This is a genomic window from uncultured Limimaricola sp. (assembly GCF_964022235.1).
Lineage (GTDB): Bacteria > Pseudomonadota > Alphaproteobacteria > Rhodobacterales > Rhodobacteraceae > Limimaricola.
On sequence record NZ_CAXHZL010000009.1, the window covers coordinates 144,537 to 162,740 of the forward strand.

Below are 18,204 nucleotides of genomic sequence, written 5' to 3' on the forward strand. Positions count from 1 at the left end.
GGCTACCCCATTCCAACCCGTTGCCTGACCCTTGTGATCGACTCCCTTGTCAGCCGGCTGAGCAGGTCCGCGACGACGCGCGGGGGTGCCCAGAAGCAGCGCGCCGCAGCGACCGGGTCTGCATCGCGAACCGCGTCGATCAGCTGTCGCCATGCGAGTTTCCGGCGCTGCTCCAGCAGATGTGCCTCAAGAGCCTGCTTGGTGGTAGCAGGCAGATCCTGTCGGCAGAGCATATCGCGATCGGCCGCTGCGAGCCGGGCGTGTACATCGGTCGCGTGCCTCCCCGACAGTGACGTGGATCGCACCGTGGCCACGTAGCCAGCCGGTGGGACCAGCACGAACACCGCGCCCTCGAGCAATGCCTTCGTATAGAGCACGTAATCCTCGCCAAGCCGAATGGCTTCGTCGTAGCGTAACTCATTCTGCAGCAGGAACTGGCGTCGCATCAGCGGCTTTAGAAACCCCATTTCCCGGCGCCCGCCATGCTCCGCTGTGAGATTGGAGGAGATAAATCGCCCTGCCGAAAGGATTTGCGGATCATCCACATCGCCGAGCATTGCTCGGCGTTCCGAGACGGGTGCGCCCTCATCGATCTTCCAGATGTCGTCGGCTACAAAATCCGCATGGCGGTGCCGGGCAAAAGCGAGCAGCGCAGCAAGTCGCCCGGACTCCATCCAGTCGTCGGAATCGAGCACGGTGACCCATTCCGCTCGGCTTTCGACCAAGGCGCGGTTCCGCGCGGCAGCAGGGCCTTGGTTATAAGCTTGCCGCAGAACCTTTAAGCGCGGTTCGCGTATGGCCAGTTCCTCGACGAGTGCCAGCGTTCGGTCCGATGAGCAGTCGTCGACCACGACGATCTCGAGCGGCACAGTTTGGTCCAGAGCCGATCTGATGGCTCGAACGACCGTGGCTTGGGCGTTCCAAGCCGCCATGATAACGGTGACCTCCGGGGTGACCGTCCCGTCCTCATTCATCGGAGTGCACCGTGGATGCACGCTCATCCGAGCATGAAGGCGCCTGCTCGTGCGGCAGGCGATATGAAATGCAGTAATATTTGGCGAGGCTTTCGGTGCTCTGATCGGCCCATCCAGCCCAATGCGTTTGGCCTCGCCCTCCGGTCCAGATGTCGAAATAGATACGCCCCGGAATGTCGGGAAGCACACGATCTTTAGCCTCGATACGGTAGATCTCGCGACCGTTCACAAACCATATAATTCGATCGGGAAGCCAGTCGAACGCATACACGTTCGGCCCGGCGGCGGCGTCGAGGCCTAAATCGATCCACTTGCCCGGCAACCGCTCGCCCTTGGCGAATCGATTGACCCAGACCTTCGTGGTATCGCGACCGAGAAACTCGAAATCTATTTCGTCATGTGGGTCACCGAAATAGGGCCCGGTATATGTGAAAAAGCTGGAAATAACGCCGTTGCCTCGCCCGGCCGTCATCTCTACCTCGTAATGGCCGTAATGGGTGCGTCTCTGGCGCTGCACCTGCCCGCCAAAGAAATTCTTGTCCGATTCCGCGGGGGCAGGATAAAGTCGCAACTCGAGCGGCATCCCTTTGAGGCCGCCGCTGGTCACCGCATTGCGGGTCCAGGCCGTTCTCAAGCCCGGTGAGCGAACTGCAAAATTACTTATCTGCCAGCCGTCAGGCAAGGGGTCGCCGTTGTCGAACCTCGAAAGGAAGCTGCCTTCTGGTTGCGCGTTGGCCGATCGCGCCGATAGCACGGCCAAAACTAGACCAAAGGCCGAACCTAGCATGCACACGAAACACAATCGCCAAATTGTTTTGCGCGAAACGACATATATCATCGCGGGCGGGACCATTCTTTGACAAAGTGAGCGTATGACGAATGACAAGGTCGTTGCAACGGTCATTATTGCGGCGTGGTGCGCCGAAGCCTGGCTTGCCAAGAGTGTGCGCGGTGCCTTGGCTCAGAATGTCTCTGGGCTCGAAGTGATCGTTGTCGACGACGCATCGACTGATGGCACCTGGCGTGTGGCGCGAGGGCTCGCAACGGCCGACTCGCGGGTCCGGACCGTATCACTTGATCGCAACGGGGGGCCCGCCCGTGCGCGCAACGTGGCCATCGAGATGGCACGGGGAGAATGGATTGCCGTTCTGGACAGCGATGACGACATGCGGCCCGGGCGCCTGCACAGTCTGATCGGAACGGCCGAACGCCTGAAGGCAGATTGCATCTATGACGATCTCGTACCAGTGGCTCCGGACGGCCGCTTGCTGGGAGCCAGTCACCTTGCAGATATGGGTATCCACGAGCCAGAGCAGTGGACGCTGGAGCGGTTTCTGTCGGGGTGTCGTGCCCGCCCCGGGCAGCCCGCCTTAGGCTATCTAAAGCCGGTTATCCGCCGCAGTTTCCTCGACCGGACCGGTCTTCGCTACGACCAGTCGCTGCACAATGGCGAAGATTTCCATCTCGTTGCGGAATTGCTCGCGCAAGGGGGGAACCTTTGGTTTGTACCGGAAGCGGGTTACTTCTACACACAGCGTGACGCGTCGGTATCGCGGCGGTTGGACCCGACCCATGGGCGCGCGCTCATGGTGGCCGACCAGAGTTTTCGCAAGCGTCATGCCGACAGCTTGACCCCTGAGGTCAAGCGTATCCTGCGTGAACGCACGAGAAACCTAGCTGATATGCTGGCCATGGAGGTGGCCGCCCGGGACATGAGGTCGGGGCGCTTGGGGCACGCAGCTGTCACCCTGTCGATGCGGCCAGCCGCTGCCGTTCGTCTGGGAGGGCTAATGTTGCGAAAGATGTGGCAACGCAAGGCAGTTTGATGGGTGCTAGAGCCGACTGCGGAAGGGTGTCACAGATGGCCTAATGCACTCTGCATCAGCCGTGTGAAAGCCGAAGATTCTCTGACGAGGAGGCCCAACGGGGCAATAGCCCGCCACAGCGGGCGTCTTCGGCAAGGCACTTTGCTAAACAATCCGACTGCCTAGTGCGAAACGTGAGAATAGCTGCCCAATGATCTGACACGATGCAGACGCAAACTGGAGAACGGTGATTGGCCCAAAAACTATGATTTGCACGCAACAGCCAAGCTGATCTAGCTTGAGCGGGGCAGATTCAAGTCGGAATCGGTGCGGCCGCCAGAGCAATTCGCAGATTGTGCATCGCTGAAGCTGCAGTAGTTAAACGGCCGTGTGACAGGGAGGATCGGACATTGAGCGCCAACAGTGTGATGACCGGTCACAGCTTCGACGGTTCGAAGGCCCTTTGCCCTTCGGCGAAGCAGAAAAACTCATGACCGAGTCCGTCGGCAAATCATACCCGCCAACCCCTTTTGTCTTGATTTTCTTCCTAGCGACCGCCGCTGCGTTCCGTGCAGGGCTGTTGACGGCTCCAGGAGAATTCGACGAATTCTATCACCTGCTCGCCGGAAAGGGGATCCTCGATTTCGGGGTGCCGAGGATTCTGGACGGCGAATATTGGCGCGGCGCGATATTCACGCGATTAATTGCAGAGCTATTCCGCCTTACCGGATCGGATGCGTTGCCCATGGCCCGCGCGGTGTCGATGGTGGCGGGGACACTGGTGCCGGCGCTGGTCTTCCTCTGGGCGGAACGAAATGCCGGTTTCGCCGTCGCATTCCTCGCCGCCGCGTTTGCTGTCGTTTGGCCACAAGGCATTATCGAGTCCCAACTCGCGCGCTTTTACTCCCTTCATACCTTGAGCTTCCTATCGGGTGCAGCGGCTTTCTATCTTTTACTAATGGATGGGCGACCCAAACTTATTCTGGCCCTCGTTACTGTGTTGAGCTGGTATCTGGCAGTCCGGTTGCAGATCAGCTCGCTCATCGGCATCGGGGGCGCCTGCCTTGGTGGGGCGCTCGTCCTGTGGTCTCGCAGCCGCTGGTCTTTCTGGCAGGGAATCGCCTTTATGTCGGTCATTGCCGCTTCGGCTCTCCTAGCTTTGGTCCTACTGGGCGGCACGGATGCGCCTGCAAAGGCTTGGGGCTTTTATCGCTGGACTCCTGGCCATGCCGCTCCACTGCGGGATTACTATGGGTTCTACTTTCAACAATTCGAGACGGATTACGGGGTGCTGTGGCTGGCCGGGTTAATCCTGGTGCCATTGGGACTGAGCGTGAACGCCCCGCTGGCAATTTTTTGCGCGGCGGTCTTTGGCGTGAGCTTCGTTGTCCATTCTTTCGGCGGCATGAAAGCCATGCGCTATATATCTTATGCGACACCGTTTCTGTTTGTTGCCTGGTCCCTAGGGCTTCGAGGTACCTATATTCTTCTCGTCGACAGACTTTCACCAAAGGTATCGGTTGGGATTGTGTCAATCGCCGGACTCGCGATCATCAGTGCGACCGCATTCGTGCCGAGGTCACTTGAGCTTGCCGCTGGCCGGGGGATTCCGTCGCGGGGCGACTGGAGCCATGGTCTGGATGTGGTGGGCGATTGGCTAAGCCTCCCATTCGTCGCGACGACAAGAGAGCTTCATCATATCGCCTATCTTGGCAACTACGACATTCTATTCAGCGCTAGTCGCCGTTCGGAACTGGATCCGCCCCACAACTACAGCGTGGATGTGAGAACTGGCCGTCCGGTTGTCGGAGACGTCGAAGAGATGGCACGTGTGATGCTCTGCGTACCGGAGGGGTTGCTCGTGACCACTCCGAATTGGTGGACCACCCAAGGTTGGGGCGATCGCATATTGCGAGAGCTTGCGGGCGAGGCCCCGGCGTTGACCACGCGCGAAGACGGGGCGCTCTTGGCGATCCGGTGGCGACACAAGTCGGTACCGCCGCAGAACTGCGAACTAACCCGCAATCGTATTGTAGGCCGGCTTGCGCCAACTTAGGGTTTGGGCCCGCTTGACTCTCTCGGCATCGCCATTTCGTGGCCGTTGATACTCCAAAGGGCCGCGAGCCGGTTTTAGGGCCGACACTGGCCTAGACGAGAAAGGTGCAATCCGGCGGCCACATGCGACTTCTGTGCTCTGACAGCGAGGGCCGAGGGGCAGATCGGAGGATAGCTCTCAAATTTGCCCTTCCGTTTTGATCCCGTAAAGTTCCGCTTGCGCAAGATTGATGCAACCAGCGACGACTCCGGCATGCAGGATGCCCCGCAACAGCCAGTAGTTGCGCCGCGGGGTCGACAAGGCGGTCGGGATCGCAGCCAGTCCACAGCTCAAGAGCTTGGCGCTGGCCGTTATGATCAACAAAATCTTTGCCCTGCGCCCGGAGGCGAAGGCGGCGAAGCTTTGCCCAGATCGGTATCTACGCCGTGCAAGCCACCTGAACGTCAGCCGATTTGCCTCGATTTCTTCTTTCACCACAGCATCAAGGCAGATTTCGAATCTGGCACCGATCTGATACAAATCAAGAAAAAACGCGGTGTCCTCGCCGCCCGAGCGCCCGCGTGATAGATCGAAGCGCGCACCCGTCCAGGGGGCGCCGTTCCAACGCAACAGGGCATTGCAGGTATGGCCGGTAATGACGCTGCCCGCGTTCCTGGTCGGGATGTTGGAATGATAGTCGCCGGCCCTTATCCAAGGCGGCGCGAGATCGCCGTATCTCGCAAGCGAGGGGCCGAAGACACCATCGGCGCTCGTGGCCTGTGCACAGTCCAACAGCGTCGCCAACCATCCCGGCTCCGCGATCTCGTCATCATCGAGAAAGGCGACCCAGTCGACATCGCCCGCGGCTTCGAGCCCGGCATTCCTTGCAATGGATATGTTTCCCGCCGGGGCATGGACATAGCTCACCGGCCATATGGCCTTAGTCGCGGCCGCTTCGATCGCAGGGCGGGCGGTGTCGGTTGTGTCATTGTCGACCACAATGATCCGAAGCCGCATTCTATCCGGCAAACTCTGTCTATCGACCGAGTGCAAGGTCTCGACGACCTGCGGCCTACGAAACGTACACATGGTGACCGCGACGGTGGTCATCGGACCCGGGCTTTTCCAAAGGGTTTTCCGCAAATAAATCCTAGGGCCCATGCATTGTGAATGATGAAGGCCGCCACGCCGGCCCATAGTCCGCATAGGCTCCGCATCTTCGCCATGGCCACGACGGAGGCAGTGGCCATGGCGAAAAGATACAGGGCCGGCAGCGCCAGCGAGGCCGGCCAGACCGGTGCCATGAGCAGGGCGGCCAGTTGCGCCACGAGCGACAGCGCCGGGGTCGCTTGGCGCCATTGCAACCGTACCTCGTGCTTGCGTGTCGTCCGGGCCCTTCCCTTGCCATAGCGCCAGTACTGCAACCACAGCGCTTTTGGCGTTGGCCGCATAACGTAGTCAATGCGAAGATCGCCGTCGAGCCAGATCCTGCCGCCACTTGTGATCAGCCTGTGATCATACTCCGCATCCTCGTTGTGGGTGAAGGTCGGATCGTAACCGCCTAGCCGCTGGAACCAGTCGAGCCGAAAACCGGCATGGTGGCCATGTTTTACCCAGCCCGACCGCGTGCCGCCCCGGTGGGCCGACCCGCCCGACCCTAGCGGCGTATCAATCAGCCACGCGCTGGCGCGCTGGAAGCAGTTCCGCCCCCCGGCATCGAGAACTCCGACAATGGAGCCTGCATCGGGATGCTGGGCGAAGGCTTGGATCACGCGGCGGATATAGCCGTTCGGATAGAGTGCATGCGCGTCGCATCGAATGAGATACCGCGATCCGGGCCTTGCCAAATCACGGACCGCTTTGTTGATGGCCGCGGACTGAACCCTGTCGGGATTGTCGATCAGATGAATATTGGCGAACTCCCTGCGAAGCGACGAAACGATCTTGCATGTGTCGTCGCTGCTGCCGCCGTCGACAATCGCGACCCTCACTTCCTTGCAGAAGTCGTCCCGCCCAATGAGGGAGCGCAGACAGGCCTCGATATGCACCGCTTCGTTCAGGGTAGGGATCGCAACTAGAACGGCATCCGGCCGAATACCGTCTAGCCCCAGCATGTCGTCACAATCGGATGATTCCGACAGCAACGTTGATGCCCCCGGACCTCGCGCATTACGAAGGGCAGCGGCATATCGCCCAAGGTTTGTCAGATCCGTAGAATCCTGCATGCCACTCGAAATCATTTCGTGGTGAAAGTGCACACCTTGCATCTGCCCGTCCCGCCACGGCCATTGACATGCAAAGCTGCCTTCGATTTTCGGGGGCGAACCAGCGCCTGTCAACAATCATGACTTCACGACCGATTAGGATCTTGGGTCGGCTTCGCCTTATGAGGAGGGACACCATGCCGGCGAACTCGCAAATTCCGGAACTTTCGGTCAGGCGGCGACCCTGAGGGCCTATTGGCCGCGATCGCGCCTCTGCCCGCTGGGTGTCGAAGGTCGAAACGACCCGAATCCTGCACGACCGGACTATATTTGTGCCCAAACTCGGTTAGTGTCGACCGGCGGGGCCTGTGCTGCTCCGGCGGCGCGGCGGCGGCCGGGGCGTGCTTTCTGGGTGGCCGGGTCATGTTGATCGATACTCACGTACATTTACACGAATGCTTCGACCGAGCCGTGTTTCTCGATGCGGCGGTGATCAATCTGTCGAAGGCGGCCCGCGTTCACGACCATTCAGAGGAGCCCGGGGCACTGGTGCTGACTGAAATCTCTGAAAGCGGCGTGTTCGAGGCCTTCGCGGCCGGGCAAGGATTGCCGAAGAGCTGGCGGGCCGAGCTCACCCAGGGCGATCCAGAAGCGGTGTGGCTGCAAAGAACGGACGGGACGAGGTTGCTGATTGTCTCGGGGCGTCAGATCGTGAGCGCGGAGGGGCTTGAGGTTCTGGCGCTGGCATCGCGGCCAGCCAGCTTGAGCGGACAAACGGCGAAGGAGATTTTGGCCAGTTTGGGGCAGGCACGCATACCAGCCGTCCTACCGTGGGGGGCGGGCAAATGGCTCGGTCGTCGCGGTCGGGTACTGCAAAGGCTGCTGGAGGCGGGACCACGGGGGGGGCTGTTTCTCGGAGACAACGCCGGTCGCCCTGCAGGCTGGCCAGCGCCAAGCTGTTTCGGCGGAATGCCGGTGCTGCCCGGCACCGACCCGCTGCCCCTCGCGGCATCGGTGCGGGACGCGGGGCGGTATGGCATCGTCCTCGACCCCGCGCCCGATCCAGCGTGCCCCGCCGCCGATTTGCGAGACCGGCTGATGCGGATGACCAAACAGCCCCCCACCTTCGGTCGACGATGCGGCCCCGTGACCTTCCTGCGCCGTCAGGCGCGGCTTAGAGCGGGTTAGGTCGGTGCGGCGCGCCACGCTTGGCGATCTCGGTGCCGTGCGCTGGGACGTTCTGGTAATCGGGGGCGGCATCTATGGTGCCATGGCGGCGCGCGAGGCGGCGCTGCGCGGGCTTCGCACGGCACTGGTCGAACGCGCGGATTTTGGCAGCGGAACTTCCCAAAATTCTCTCAAGATCATGCACGGCGGCATCCGCTACGTGCAGCACCTCGATTTTGCGCGACTGCGCGCGTCGGCCCGCGAAAGAGCCTTCTGGCTCAGAGCCGCCCCTGACTTGGTACGACCCTTAAAATTCGTCATTCCGCTCGTCGGACATGGCACGCGCGGCCCGGCAGCCTTCGCCTCAGTCGCCGCGCTTTATGGCCTTGGCGCCGTCGGGATCGACGGAACCCTGCCGGGCGTGCGGGTAGTGGGGCGCGCGCGCGCGCGGGCCCTGCTCGGGGCTATGGCACCCGAGGAGGTGACCGGCGCAGGGGTCTGGCATGACGGTCAGATCAAGGACACCGGGCGCTTGCTGATGGCGGCGCTGCGGGCTGCTACACAGGCCGGTGCCTTGGTCGCAAACTATGTAGAAGCCGAGGCGCTGCTGCGAACGGCTGGACGGGTGGAAGGCGCAGCGCTGCTCGACCGGATCGCCGGGACGCGCGGCGATGTCAGGGCCGACATCACCTTGTGCTGCGCGGGGCCGGCCGCAGCCGGACTGACCGTCTCGGCACTCGGCCCCGAGGCGCGGTCGCGGTTTCCCCGCTTTGCACGCGCCATGAATCTCGTGATCGACCGGCCTGCCGGGCCACACGCTCTCGGGGTGATCAGCAGGTCGCGTGCTGACGCCATAGTGAAACGCGGTGGCCGCATGTATTTCTTCGTGCCTTGGTGCGGTCGCTTGATGATCGGCACGCATGAAAGCCCGCACGAGGGCACTGATCTCAGAGATGGTCTGGACGCCAGCAGTGCTTTCCTCGATGAGATCAATGCGATCTGCCCTGGTCTCCATTTGCGCCCTGACGAGCTGCTGCATGTTCATTGCGGACTGATCCCAGCCGATGTCGACGACGCACGCACCACGGTCCGGCGGCTGCGAAGCGGCACAGTGATCGACCACGAGGCCGAGGTAGGGGTTGGTGGGCTGATCAGTTGTACGGGGGTAAAATACACCACCGCCCGGCTGGTCGCCGCACGCATGGTGACGCTGGTACAGGCGCGGCTCGGCAAAGGTCTGCCTCCGCGGCAAGGAGCTGCACGTAGCTTGGCCACGCGGCTTCCCGTCATTTCCGAGCCCAACCCCGCAAGCCCGCCGAACTGGGCTGCGCGGATCGAGATGGCTGTGCGCGACGAAATGGCGATGAGCCTCGACGACGTGCTGTGGCGCCGCTCCACGATTGGGGAAAGTGGCGCGCTGCGCGGGGCATCCGGCATGCACCTTTGGCGCGAAGCCGCTTGCGCGGCTCAGACGCTCGGTCTGCCGCTGCGGATAGCTCCTTAAAAGGCCGCTAAATCACGGGTGAACAGTAAGTTTCTACACCTTAAGGTGAATGACGCACTGTCGTGCTTGCCGGATTGACCTGCTTCGTGCTGCAATTGGAGGTAAGCAAGAGAGGGGGGCCATGCTGTGGAAGCAAGTGACATGCCGCCACCCGGTCTGTCGGAAGACTTCTCGGGGCGCACGGTGCTGGTTCTAGGAGGTGACGGGTTCTGTGGCTGGCCGACGGCCCTGCGCTTTTCCACCCTCGGTGCCAAGGTCTCGATCCTAGACAATGGCGCGCGACGCCGGATCGATAAGGATCTCGGCACCACACCTCTGTTACCGATTTGCAGCCTGCCAGAACGTCTCGCGGCGTGGCAAGAACAGACCGGGCGGACTATCAGGTCGCATGAGATCGACCTCGCTACCGATCCAAAGGCGCTTCGGATCTTGCTGGCCGAGACCCGCCCCGACATCATCATTCATTTTGCCGAACAGCGCTCGGCACCCTATTCCATGATGTCCCCCGAGGCGGGGCGCTATACAGTTGATAATAACCTCCGAGCCACGCACAACCTGTTGGCCGCGATTGTCGAGGCAAGCTGCGATCCGCATCTCATCCATCTCGGCTCTCTGGGGGTCTATGGCTATCGCAGCGCCGGGTTGCGCTTGCCCGAAGGTTATCTGTCGGTCCGCGCCTTCGGGACCGATGGCCGCGAGGCTGAGAAAGAGGTGCTGTTTCCCGGTGAGCCGGACTCGATCTACCACATGACCAAGTCGCTTGATCAACAGCTCTTCGCCTTTTATGCGCGGTTCCACGGGCTCCGCATCACGGACCTGCACCAAGGCGTGGTCTGGTGCACCCAGACCAAAGAGACCCGGATCGACGCGCGGTTGGTGAACCGGTTCGATCATGACCGGGTCTATGGCACCGTGGTCAATCGCTTCATGTGCCAAGCCGTTGCTCAGCGGCCCCTGACGGTGTTCGGGAGCGGCACTCAACGGCGCGGCTTCATCCATATCTGTGACATGCTGCGCTGTTTGGTTTTTGCCGCGGAAACGCCGCCCCACAACGGCGACCGCGTACGCGTCGTCAACCAAGTCGCCGAAACCTGCTGCGTCCTCCATATCGCCGAAACCATTGCCAAGCTGACTGGCGTGCCGATCGTCTTCGTCGACAATGAGCGGCGCGAACCCGAAGGCAACGAACTCGACGTCGACAACTCGACGCTGCGCGGTATCGGTTTCACGCCGCAGTGCTTTGATACCGGACTGGCTGAGGAGATCGCGGACGTCAAGAAGCTGCTGCGCCCCAATCTTCAACGCGTTGCAGCGAGCTGATAGGTCGCAGTCGCTGCAGGGCAGGGGCGCGAAGCCGTCGAGCCTAGCAGTCGCACTCTTCGGCAGAGGGCGTGGCGTGCCCGTGCATGGATAGCATCCCTTTCTGTGACCCGACCGCCCGATGCAACAGGCCGGGGGGGGGGGGGGATTAGCCATCGCGGCTGTGACAAGTACAAGGGAGGCCTGTGCGTATCCGCAAAGAAGTCTGGCCCCTGAGAACAGTCACGGATTGCCGTCCCGCGATTCAGTAACCAGTTCGGCGCAACACAACCGCCATGGTACGCAGCAGAATGTGAAAATCCGTGCGAGGCGACATCCGGTGCAAATACTCGGCGTCGAGCTTGATCCGTTGATCGTAGGTTGTGTCGTTGCGACCCGAAACTTGCCAAAGACCGGTGACGCCCGGACGCAGCGACAGGTAAATGGGACGCTGACGACCATAGCGTTCCAGCTCATCGACTGTGATCGGGCGCGGGCCGATCAAACTCATCTCGCCCGTCAGCACGTTCCAGATCTGCGGCAGCTCATCGAGCGAGGTTTCGCGCAAGAAGGTCCCGAGGCGGGTCACCCGCGGATCGCTGCGCAGCTTGCGGTCTCGCTCCCACTCGGCTCGCGCCTCGGGGTCACTTGCCAGCAGTTGATCCAATTGCCTGCTAGCATTAGGAACCATGGTGCGGATCTTCCAGCAGCGGAACATCCGCCCACCGCGCCCGACACGGGTATGCCCGAACAATCCCGGCCCGCCATCCAGCCGCACGATCAGCCACAGGATGGTAATGATCGGGACAAGTGTAGGCAAAAGAAGAAGCGCGAGAGACACGTCGATGCAGCGCTTGACGGCTCCATCATACCGAAACTGAAAAAAGTGGCGGCTACGTTCGACCCTTATCGGTCGTTCCGGCGGGGCGGCCGTAGAAGTATCCGTCATGACTACATCCTACAATTTAACCGTTTAAAAACACCTTTGACTTCTTACTGTACCCCGCATCCCCCATGGCGGGTGCTGAAACTGCCTCGTTGCGAAGGCCGGCTCTGACGGTCGACTTGCTTATGGTCAGGACCTTCTGCGAGGCAGGGGGAGCCCGGCGGCAAAAATGGTGCCTTGGCCGAACTCGAGCGGAAACCGCGTATCTGCCGGTTGCCTATGGAACCCTGCAATCCTCGCGTGAAACATAATCCCAACACCTACCCCTACTATAAGCCGCAAAATCGCCATATTGCAAACCTTCGGTGCATCCCGATGGAACCCGCATACCGGATCGACCCTTAATAGGAGGAATTCGGCCGGTTTTTTGGCTCGCCGGTCCGTGTCATTGCGGTCCTATCAGTGAACGCGTATCTAGCAAGTCGATGAAGGTACCGCACAACATGCGTTCTGCGGGTCCGCATAATGGCGCTACTCAACTCAGCGAAAGGCAGGGGCATCGTGATCAACGCCCAGACCGATATGGAGGCGGAGGCACCCGCTACGATATCCCCACCCAGACCCTTCGTCCGGAGACGACCTGTCATATTCCTGGCGCTACTGCTGCTGCCCCTCTCGGCCAGCATTGCCCTCTGGATCGTTTCGGCTGCGGAGCTGTCGCTGCTCTGGGCCATTCCTCTGCAGGGCTTCGTCGGAGCGCTCCTGACCATGGCTGTGGTTCTGGCGCGATATGGTAAGCGACGTTGATCCCAGCTACACTGGCCAGGCGTATTTCACATAGAACTTGACGGTCGCGATGCGATCGGCCGATGCTTTGACGAATGTTGGCGCTGCGACCCAGTCCGGCCAGCATTTTCGATGCGAGTCACCGGTTCGCTCTTCGGTGTGAGTTCTTCAATAGATCCGGAGCCTGCTATGCCCCCAAAAAAAGCAGAACGGCCCATTTATCTGGTGACGGGCGCGGCGGGGTTCGTCGGCGGGCACCTGGTGCGTCACCTATCGGCTCGAGGTGAAAGGGTGCGGGCACTGGTCCGCAAGCCAGAGCAAGCGGCGGCACTCGAGAAGCTTGCTGAGGTCGTCATCGGTGACGTGACGCAGCCCGAGACGTTAGGTCCAGCCTTTGAAGGCGTGACTGGGGTGTACCATGTCGCTGGCCTGTTCCGTCAGGAGGGAGTTCCTGATCAGGCCTTCTGGGAGGTGAATGTCGAAGGAGTGAGGCACGTCTTCGAGGCCGCCATCGCAGCGGGAGCTGCGCGCATTGTGCATTGCTCGACCAATGGCGTGCACAGCCATATTGAGAATCCACCAGCCAACGAGACCGCAGCCTTCAAGCCAGGCGATCTCTACCAGATCACAAAGCTCGAAGGAGAGAAGGTCGCCGCCAGCTATTTCGAAAGCGGTCGTATCGGTGGTGTGGTGATCCGGCCCACCATGATCTATGGCCCCGGCGACGACCGAACATTGAAGCTGTTTCGCATGATATCCCGCAAGCGGTTCTTCTATGTCGGACCGGGCACTGCCTTGACCCATTGGGTCGACGTACGGGACCTTGCCGAAGCCTTTCATCTGGCCATGCAGCGCGCCGATGTAAACGCTGAAGCCTTCTTGATCGGAGGCGCCCGGTATCACTGCCTCAAGGACAACGTTCGCGAGATAGCCCGGCAACTCGGGGTGCCCGAGCCGAAATTGCATCTGCCGGTTGCGCCGGTCATGACAATGGCCTTTCTGACGGAAAAGATTTGCAAGCCGATCGGCGTGGAGCCGCCGCTATTCCGCCGCCGTGTTTCGTTTTTCCTGAAAAATCGAGCATATGATATCGGCAAGGCGCAGCGTATTCTCGGTTTTACGCCTAGGCAGGATTTCGCGGGCGAGGTCGCCGAAATCATTGCCGATTACCGCAGCAGGAACCTTCTTTCTCCGGCAGGCAACAGGCAAGAGGCAGGCTGATCTTCCACCAGCTTTCAGGCTTGCACACAGGCCGTAAGCGGTCGTCCTGATCATGGATGCCGCAAATTTGCTCGAACTGTTGTCGCAGTTCGACGATCGTGTCGCATTTAGCTCCGAATTCGCCCAATTTTGCGCCGAGTATTTTCGCAAGGCCGGACAGGTCCGCTTTGCGCGAAGTCGGGCCGGCGCCGTGCGGTCACGTCGCACCGTCAAGAGAGGCCAAGCGAATGAAATCCGAAAAGCTCACGGCTCTCTCGACGGCCGTGCACTTCGGGGAAGGGTTGGCAAAGCCGCACCCAGCGGCGCCTGCCGATATCGGGACACCGTGCCCCGACCTCGTTTCCTCGAGCGATCGCTATGCCCGTCGTTTCGAGGGGCCAGCAGGGGAGTGGCTGCTGGCACGACAGTCAAGCCTGCTGCGCGAAATGATGCAGCCTTGGCCCGCGGCCCGTGTGCTTGATATCGGCGGCGGGCACGGTCATGTCGCCAAGGCCCTGCTCGTCGATGGCCACTACATAAGAATCCGCGCTAGTATTCCCGACGCGCTTGGCCAAGTTCGGCATTTCAATGATGACCGCCTCACGGTCGAGACGGGACCACTGGTGGCGCTCCCGCACCCGGATCGCAGCTTCGACGTGGTCACGGCGTTTCGTGTACTCGCCCATGTCGGTCAGTGGGAGGAGGTGTTGCGGGAAATGTGCCGGGTGGCACGTTACGCGGTAATCGTCGATTTCTCGACACAGCGCGCGGGCAACCTGTTCGGGAAACAGCTGTTCGATCTCAAGAAGAGCATAGAAGGGGATACGCGACGCTACCGGCTCTTCCGCTCCGAGCAGGTCTGTAATCTACTGCGGGCCTCCGGATTTGGACAGAGCAGGTCCGTCGGGCAATTCGTTCTGCCGATGGTATTGCACCGCATTCTCAAGCGTCCGGCCTTGTCGGAGCTGCTGGAGCGAGGCCTGTCCACATTGGGTGGTGCAGCAATTGCAACACCCATAATCCTCTGCGCACGCCGATCCGATCCCTGAGACAAACGGAAGTGGTGTCTGGGCAAGGCTGTCCAGCCCCGAAAGCCCGAAAGTTCTCAGATCACATTCGACATCGCGCTTCCATCCTCGCCACAGGGCACGTTAGCGTGAAACCGACAGCAAGCTAGTCGGCGTCCGGAGAAGGGTTTGCACCCCACTCACGGAGCCGCCGGCAGTACGGCGGTTGAGATTTTGCGTGCGTCGAGGACAGGAATGGGTTCATGGAGAATGCAGGAGGGCCTACGGTCGTTTTCATCGCGGGTGAGGGGCGTTCTGGCTCGACCGTGCTCGACCGGTGTATTGGGTCGATTGACCGAGCCGCGTCGTTTAATGAGATGCATGAGATCGTGCACCAGTTTCAACGCAACCAGAAGCGGTGCAGCTGCGGTGCGCTTCCGCAGGGCTGCTACTTCTGGCGCGAGGTTTTCGCCGACCAGACCTTATTGGCCGCCTTGCCCGAACTTATCGACGGGTTCGAGCGATACGATGGTTCACGACAGACGCTACGGTTGCTGGCGGGTGCCTACGGACGAAGCGATCGGGTTCGGCTCAGGCGGTACGGTATGCTCACGGCGCATCTCTATCGCCGAATTGCGCAGGTAGCCGGCGTTTCGGTCATCGTGGACTCCTCCAAGAACCCTTCACGTGCGCTGATACTGAAGCGTTACGCGAGGCTTGATGTCTGGTGCCTGCACCTCGTGCGTAACCCTGTCTCGGTCGCAGAGTCGTGGCGCCGCAGCAAGGGTGCAATGGACGACAACCTGCCGACCTATACTCAGGTGCAGACCTACAAGCGCTGGATGCTGAAGAACCTCGTCTGCGAGGCGTTGCAAGCGCGGGTACCCTACAGACGCGTGCCGTTCGAAACCTTCACCGCGGCGCCACGGGAAAGCCTGCGTGACATCAAGCAATGGGTTCCGGCGTTGCGCGGCAAGCAGGACGGGTTTGCAACCACCTCCGAGATTGATTTTGGGCCGTGCCACAGTTTGCAAGGTAACCCTGATCGCTTCGAGAATGGTCGCGTCGAAATCCGCACCAGTTCCTCGCGGCCGCTCGCCAATAGTGGCATGACGCCGATTCAGATGTGGTTCGCCTCGAGATATGGCTATAGCCGGTGACGGTGCGCAACAGTTGGGATTGGGGCGCGGTTTCAAGTAGATCGACGCAGAGGCCCCGGTTAGGCTCGAATTGAAACGGCGTGCCGGGCACCCGCCGTCGGGTCGTGCCCCGAGGTCGCAGGCGATCGTGACACCGCGATGTCCTGCCTATCGTTCTGTAGCGCCCGTCCCTCTGGTCTTTAGGCGCTGCGCATCGGCCAGCGGTACAAGAGCGACTGTAGGAGGATTGGATGGACCGAGCCCTTGAACCAGCGCAACCGGACAGAGTCAGTACAGCACCACGTCCTCTAAAACTGGTGGTTCTGGGTGGTGACGCCACCAACCCCACCTTGATCCTACGCATACGCTCGTTCCTCCGGGCCGGGGCCGGGCTCACGGCGTTCACCTTCCGGCGTCATAAGTACAACACGGAGTTCCAGCCCGAATGGGAGAATATCCATCTCGGCGAGACCGTCGATCGCAATTATCTGAACCGCCTACCGCGGCTGATGCGGGCCATCCGGCGGCTTTGGCACCACCGCGACCGTTTCCGGCATGCCGATGCAATCTATGCACGCCAGATCGATTTGCTTGCGCTGGCATTGATCGGCAAATGGCTCTCCGGGAGCCGGGCAAAGGTTGTCTACGAGGTGGAGGACATCCAGGCCGTCTATTTTCGTGCCGACGCCACCGGCGCGCTGTTTCGCGCTACCGAGCGGCTGGCACTGCGCTTTGTCAACCTCCTTGTGCCACTGTCTCCCGGGTTTCTCAGCGGGTTCTACGGCCCCGTGATGCGCTATACGGGGCCGAGTTTTGTGTTGGAGAACAAGATCCAGCCGGGTGAACTGACCGGACGCGCGACCTCTGCCGGACGGGCTTGGGAAGAGATTAAAGACCGCTGGGTGATCGGCTGGTTCGGGACGCTGCGCTGCCCCACGAGCATGGCCTTGCTCGAAAACATTGCTGAGCGGCTTGGGCCGAAGGTCGAGATCTACACCCGTGGCTACCCCACGGAAACCGGCCTCGCAGCCTATATGAAGATCGTCGACCGCCACCCGAATTGGACCTACGACGGTGAATATACCATCCCTGAGGATCTTGAGCAGATGTATGGGCGCGTGCATTTTTCATGGTGCCTCGACCTGCTCGACGAGCATGGCAACTCGCAGTTGCTACGTGCCTGTCGGGTCTATCAGGGCGGCTATTACGGCGCGGTACCGCTGGTGATGGAGGGCACGGAGATGGATCGCTGGCTCGGTAGTGCAGGGATCGGCCATGCTTTTGCACCGCCTTACGACGCGCCCATCGCTCATTTCCTCGAACATGTGGATCCGGCCGCCTACTGCGCTGAACGGCAGCAGGTCATGAAATTGCGCGATGCATTGTTTCTCGAAGATGGACGCGAGGCCCGTGCTCTGCTGGACACCATTCGTGCGTTGCCATCGCAATAGAGCGACGTCATCTATGCGGCGACTGCTGTAGGCACGAGCAAACCGTAGTCCAAGCTAAAGGACACGAGCGCTTTAGAGCAACTAAATGGCGTCCGGGGACGCCATCACGATGCGCGTCGGAGTTGCCTGACCACCTCATCTCAGGAACGGCGTTATCGACCCCGCGCACTCGGGACGGGTTATTAACCTTACGCAGATAGGCCATTCATAGATCGGCAATTCGCTTTGCCAACCCTCTAAGATTGGGCACCCGGAACTCGCTATATTCCGCCAGTATAACGAGCAGATCGGCACCCTCGGCGGCACCTTCGCGCGAAGATTCGGGGTTCGAAATGGCGTCGAATTTCAGTGCAAGGCCGGCGCCGGCAAGCAACTTTTCGCCAGTCGGCGGGCTCTGATAAGAACAGTTGAGTTGTCAATGGCCGCTAGATACTCCCGCGCCAAGTCGGAACGTCAACGCCAATTAATAGAGTTTCGACGCTCCGAAGAGCCGCAGTCGAAGCGAAAGCAAAGGACAGCCTCTCAACCTCGACATCTCGGCCAGAATTTTAATCGAGGCCCGACTAGAATACAGGCACCTCGCAAAACGATATTCCATCGATCTGCTTGATTTATCTGTCAGCACAAGCGGCCTCACGACCGAAATCCGAGGGTCGCCCCGCGGATGCATTCCTGGAATACAAAGAAGGCCTGACTGAAGCGCCCCGGTTTTGTCGGAGGCTTCAACTCCTGAGTAAGGTGGAGCAT

The 18,204-nt window shown here is 60.7% G+C and carries 14 protein-coding genes; 9 read left to right on the forward strand and 5 right to left on the reverse strand.

Translation table 11 applies throughout. From position 1 onward, the window contains the following. Nucleotides 1–2: 2 nt before the first annotated feature. Together AADJ02_RS12680 and AADJ02_RS12685 are read right to left on the reverse strand one after the other, a co-directional pair. Nucleotides 3–974: a glycosyltransferase family 2 protein gene (locus AADJ02_RS12680; protein WP_341213379.1), complete on the reverse strand. Its 972-nt coding sequence runs from the start codon at nucleotides 972–974 to the stop codon at nucleotides 3–5. Further along, on the reverse strand, nucleotides 967–1,827 hold the full coding sequence (locus tag AADJ02_RS12685; protein WP_341213380.1) for a family 16 glycosylhydrolase: 861 nt from the start codon (nucleotides 1,825–1,827) through the stop codon (nucleotides 967–969). The genes AADJ02_RS12680 and AADJ02_RS12685 overlap by 8 nt, the downstream gene beginning before the upstream one ends. Nucleotides 1,828–1,846: 19 nt before the next feature. On the opposite strand from AADJ02_RS12685, the gene AADJ02_RS12690 reads away from it, so the two are divergent. Continuing rightward, entirely contained in the window at nucleotides 1,847–2,800 is a 954-nt protein-coding gene (locus AADJ02_RS12690; RefSeq protein WP_341213381.1) for a glycosyltransferase, read from the forward strand. A gap of 469 nt (nucleotides 2,801–3,269) precedes the next feature. Further along, nucleotides 3,270–4,835, forward strand: a complete 1,566-nt coding sequence (locus AADJ02_RS12695; RefSeq protein ID WP_341213382.1) for a hypothetical protein — start codon at nucleotides 3,270–3,272, stop codon at nucleotides 4,833–4,835. Between the two features lie 177 nt (nucleotides 4,836–5,012). Here AADJ02_RS12695 and AADJ02_RS12700 read toward each other — a convergent pair whose 3' ends face one another. Together AADJ02_RS12700 and AADJ02_RS12705 are read right to left on the reverse strand one after the other, a co-directional pair. Beyond that, complete coding sequence (locus tag AADJ02_RS12700) at nucleotides 5,013–5,975, reverse strand: glycosyltransferase family 2 protein (RefSeq protein WP_341213383.1); 963 nt, start codon at nucleotides 5,973–5,975, stop codon at nucleotides 5,013–5,015. Beyond that, nucleotides 5,921–6,928, reverse strand: a complete 1,008-nt coding sequence (locus tag AADJ02_RS12705) for a glycosyltransferase family 2 protein (protein ID WP_341213384.1) — start codon at nucleotides 6,926–6,928, stop codon at nucleotides 5,921–5,923. Before AADJ02_RS12705 ends, AADJ02_RS12700 begins: the two co-directional genes overlap by 55 nt. 513 nt (nucleotides 6,929–7,441) lie before the next feature. Between AADJ02_RS12705 and AADJ02_RS12710 the strand changes: the two genes are divergently transcribed. The 3 genes from AADJ02_RS12710 (at nucleotide 7,442) to AADJ02_RS12720 (ending at nucleotide 11,009) form a co-directional block, all read left to right on the forward strand. Beyond that, nucleotides 7,442–8,206: a hypothetical protein gene (locus AADJ02_RS12710; RefSeq protein ID WP_341213385.1), complete on the forward strand. Its 765-nt coding sequence runs from the start codon at nucleotides 7,442–7,444 to the stop codon at nucleotides 8,204–8,206. 4 nt (nucleotides 8,207–8,210) lie between these two features. Further along, nucleotides 8,211–9,689 (forward strand): FAD-dependent oxidoreductase, encoded by a 1,479-nt coding sequence (locus AADJ02_RS12715; protein WP_341213386.1) that lies wholly within the window; start codon nucleotides 8,211–8,213, stop codon nucleotides 9,687–9,689. A gap of 141 nt (nucleotides 9,690–9,830) precedes the next feature. Next, complete coding sequence (locus tag AADJ02_RS12720) at nucleotides 9,831–11,009, forward strand: NAD-dependent epimerase/dehydratase family protein (RefSeq protein WP_341213387.1); 1,179 nt, start codon at nucleotides 9,831–9,833, stop codon at nucleotides 11,007–11,009. 244 nt (nucleotides 11,010–11,253) lie between these two features. Here AADJ02_RS12720 and AADJ02_RS12725 read toward each other — a convergent pair whose 3' ends face one another. After that, on the reverse strand, nucleotides 11,254–11,937 hold the full coding sequence (locus AADJ02_RS12725) for a sugar transferase (RefSeq protein WP_341213388.1): 684 nt from the start codon (nucleotides 11,935–11,937) through the stop codon (nucleotides 11,254–11,256). Between the two features lie 912 nt (nucleotides 11,938–12,849). Here AADJ02_RS12725 and AADJ02_RS12730 point away from each other — a divergent pair. The 4 genes from AADJ02_RS12730 (at nucleotide 12,850) to AADJ02_RS12745 (ending at nucleotide 17,457) form a co-directional block, all read left to right on the forward strand. Beyond that, nucleotides 12,850–13,881: an NAD-dependent epimerase/dehydratase family protein gene (locus tag AADJ02_RS12730; protein ID WP_341213389.1), complete on the forward strand. Its 1,032-nt coding sequence runs from the start codon at nucleotides 12,850–12,852 to the stop codon at nucleotides 13,879–13,881. A 227-nt stretch (nucleotides 13,882–14,108) separates the two neighbouring features. Beyond that, a complete protein-coding gene (locus AADJ02_RS12735; RefSeq protein ID WP_341213390.1) occupies nucleotides 14,109–14,909 on the forward strand; it encodes a class I SAM-dependent methyltransferase in 801 nt (266 codons plus the stop codon). A 335-nt stretch (nucleotides 14,910–15,244) separates the two neighbouring features. Next, on the forward strand, nucleotides 15,245–16,027 hold the full coding sequence (locus AADJ02_RS12740) for a hypothetical protein (protein ID WP_341213391.1): 783 nt from the start codon (nucleotides 15,245–15,247) through the stop codon (nucleotides 16,025–16,027). A 230-nt stretch (nucleotides 16,028–16,257) separates the two neighbouring features. Then, complete coding sequence (locus tag AADJ02_RS12745; RefSeq protein WP_341213392.1) at nucleotides 16,258–17,457, forward strand: hypothetical protein; 1,200 nt, start codon at nucleotides 16,258–16,260, stop codon at nucleotides 17,455–17,457. Nucleotides 17,458–18,204: the final 747 nt, after the last annotated feature.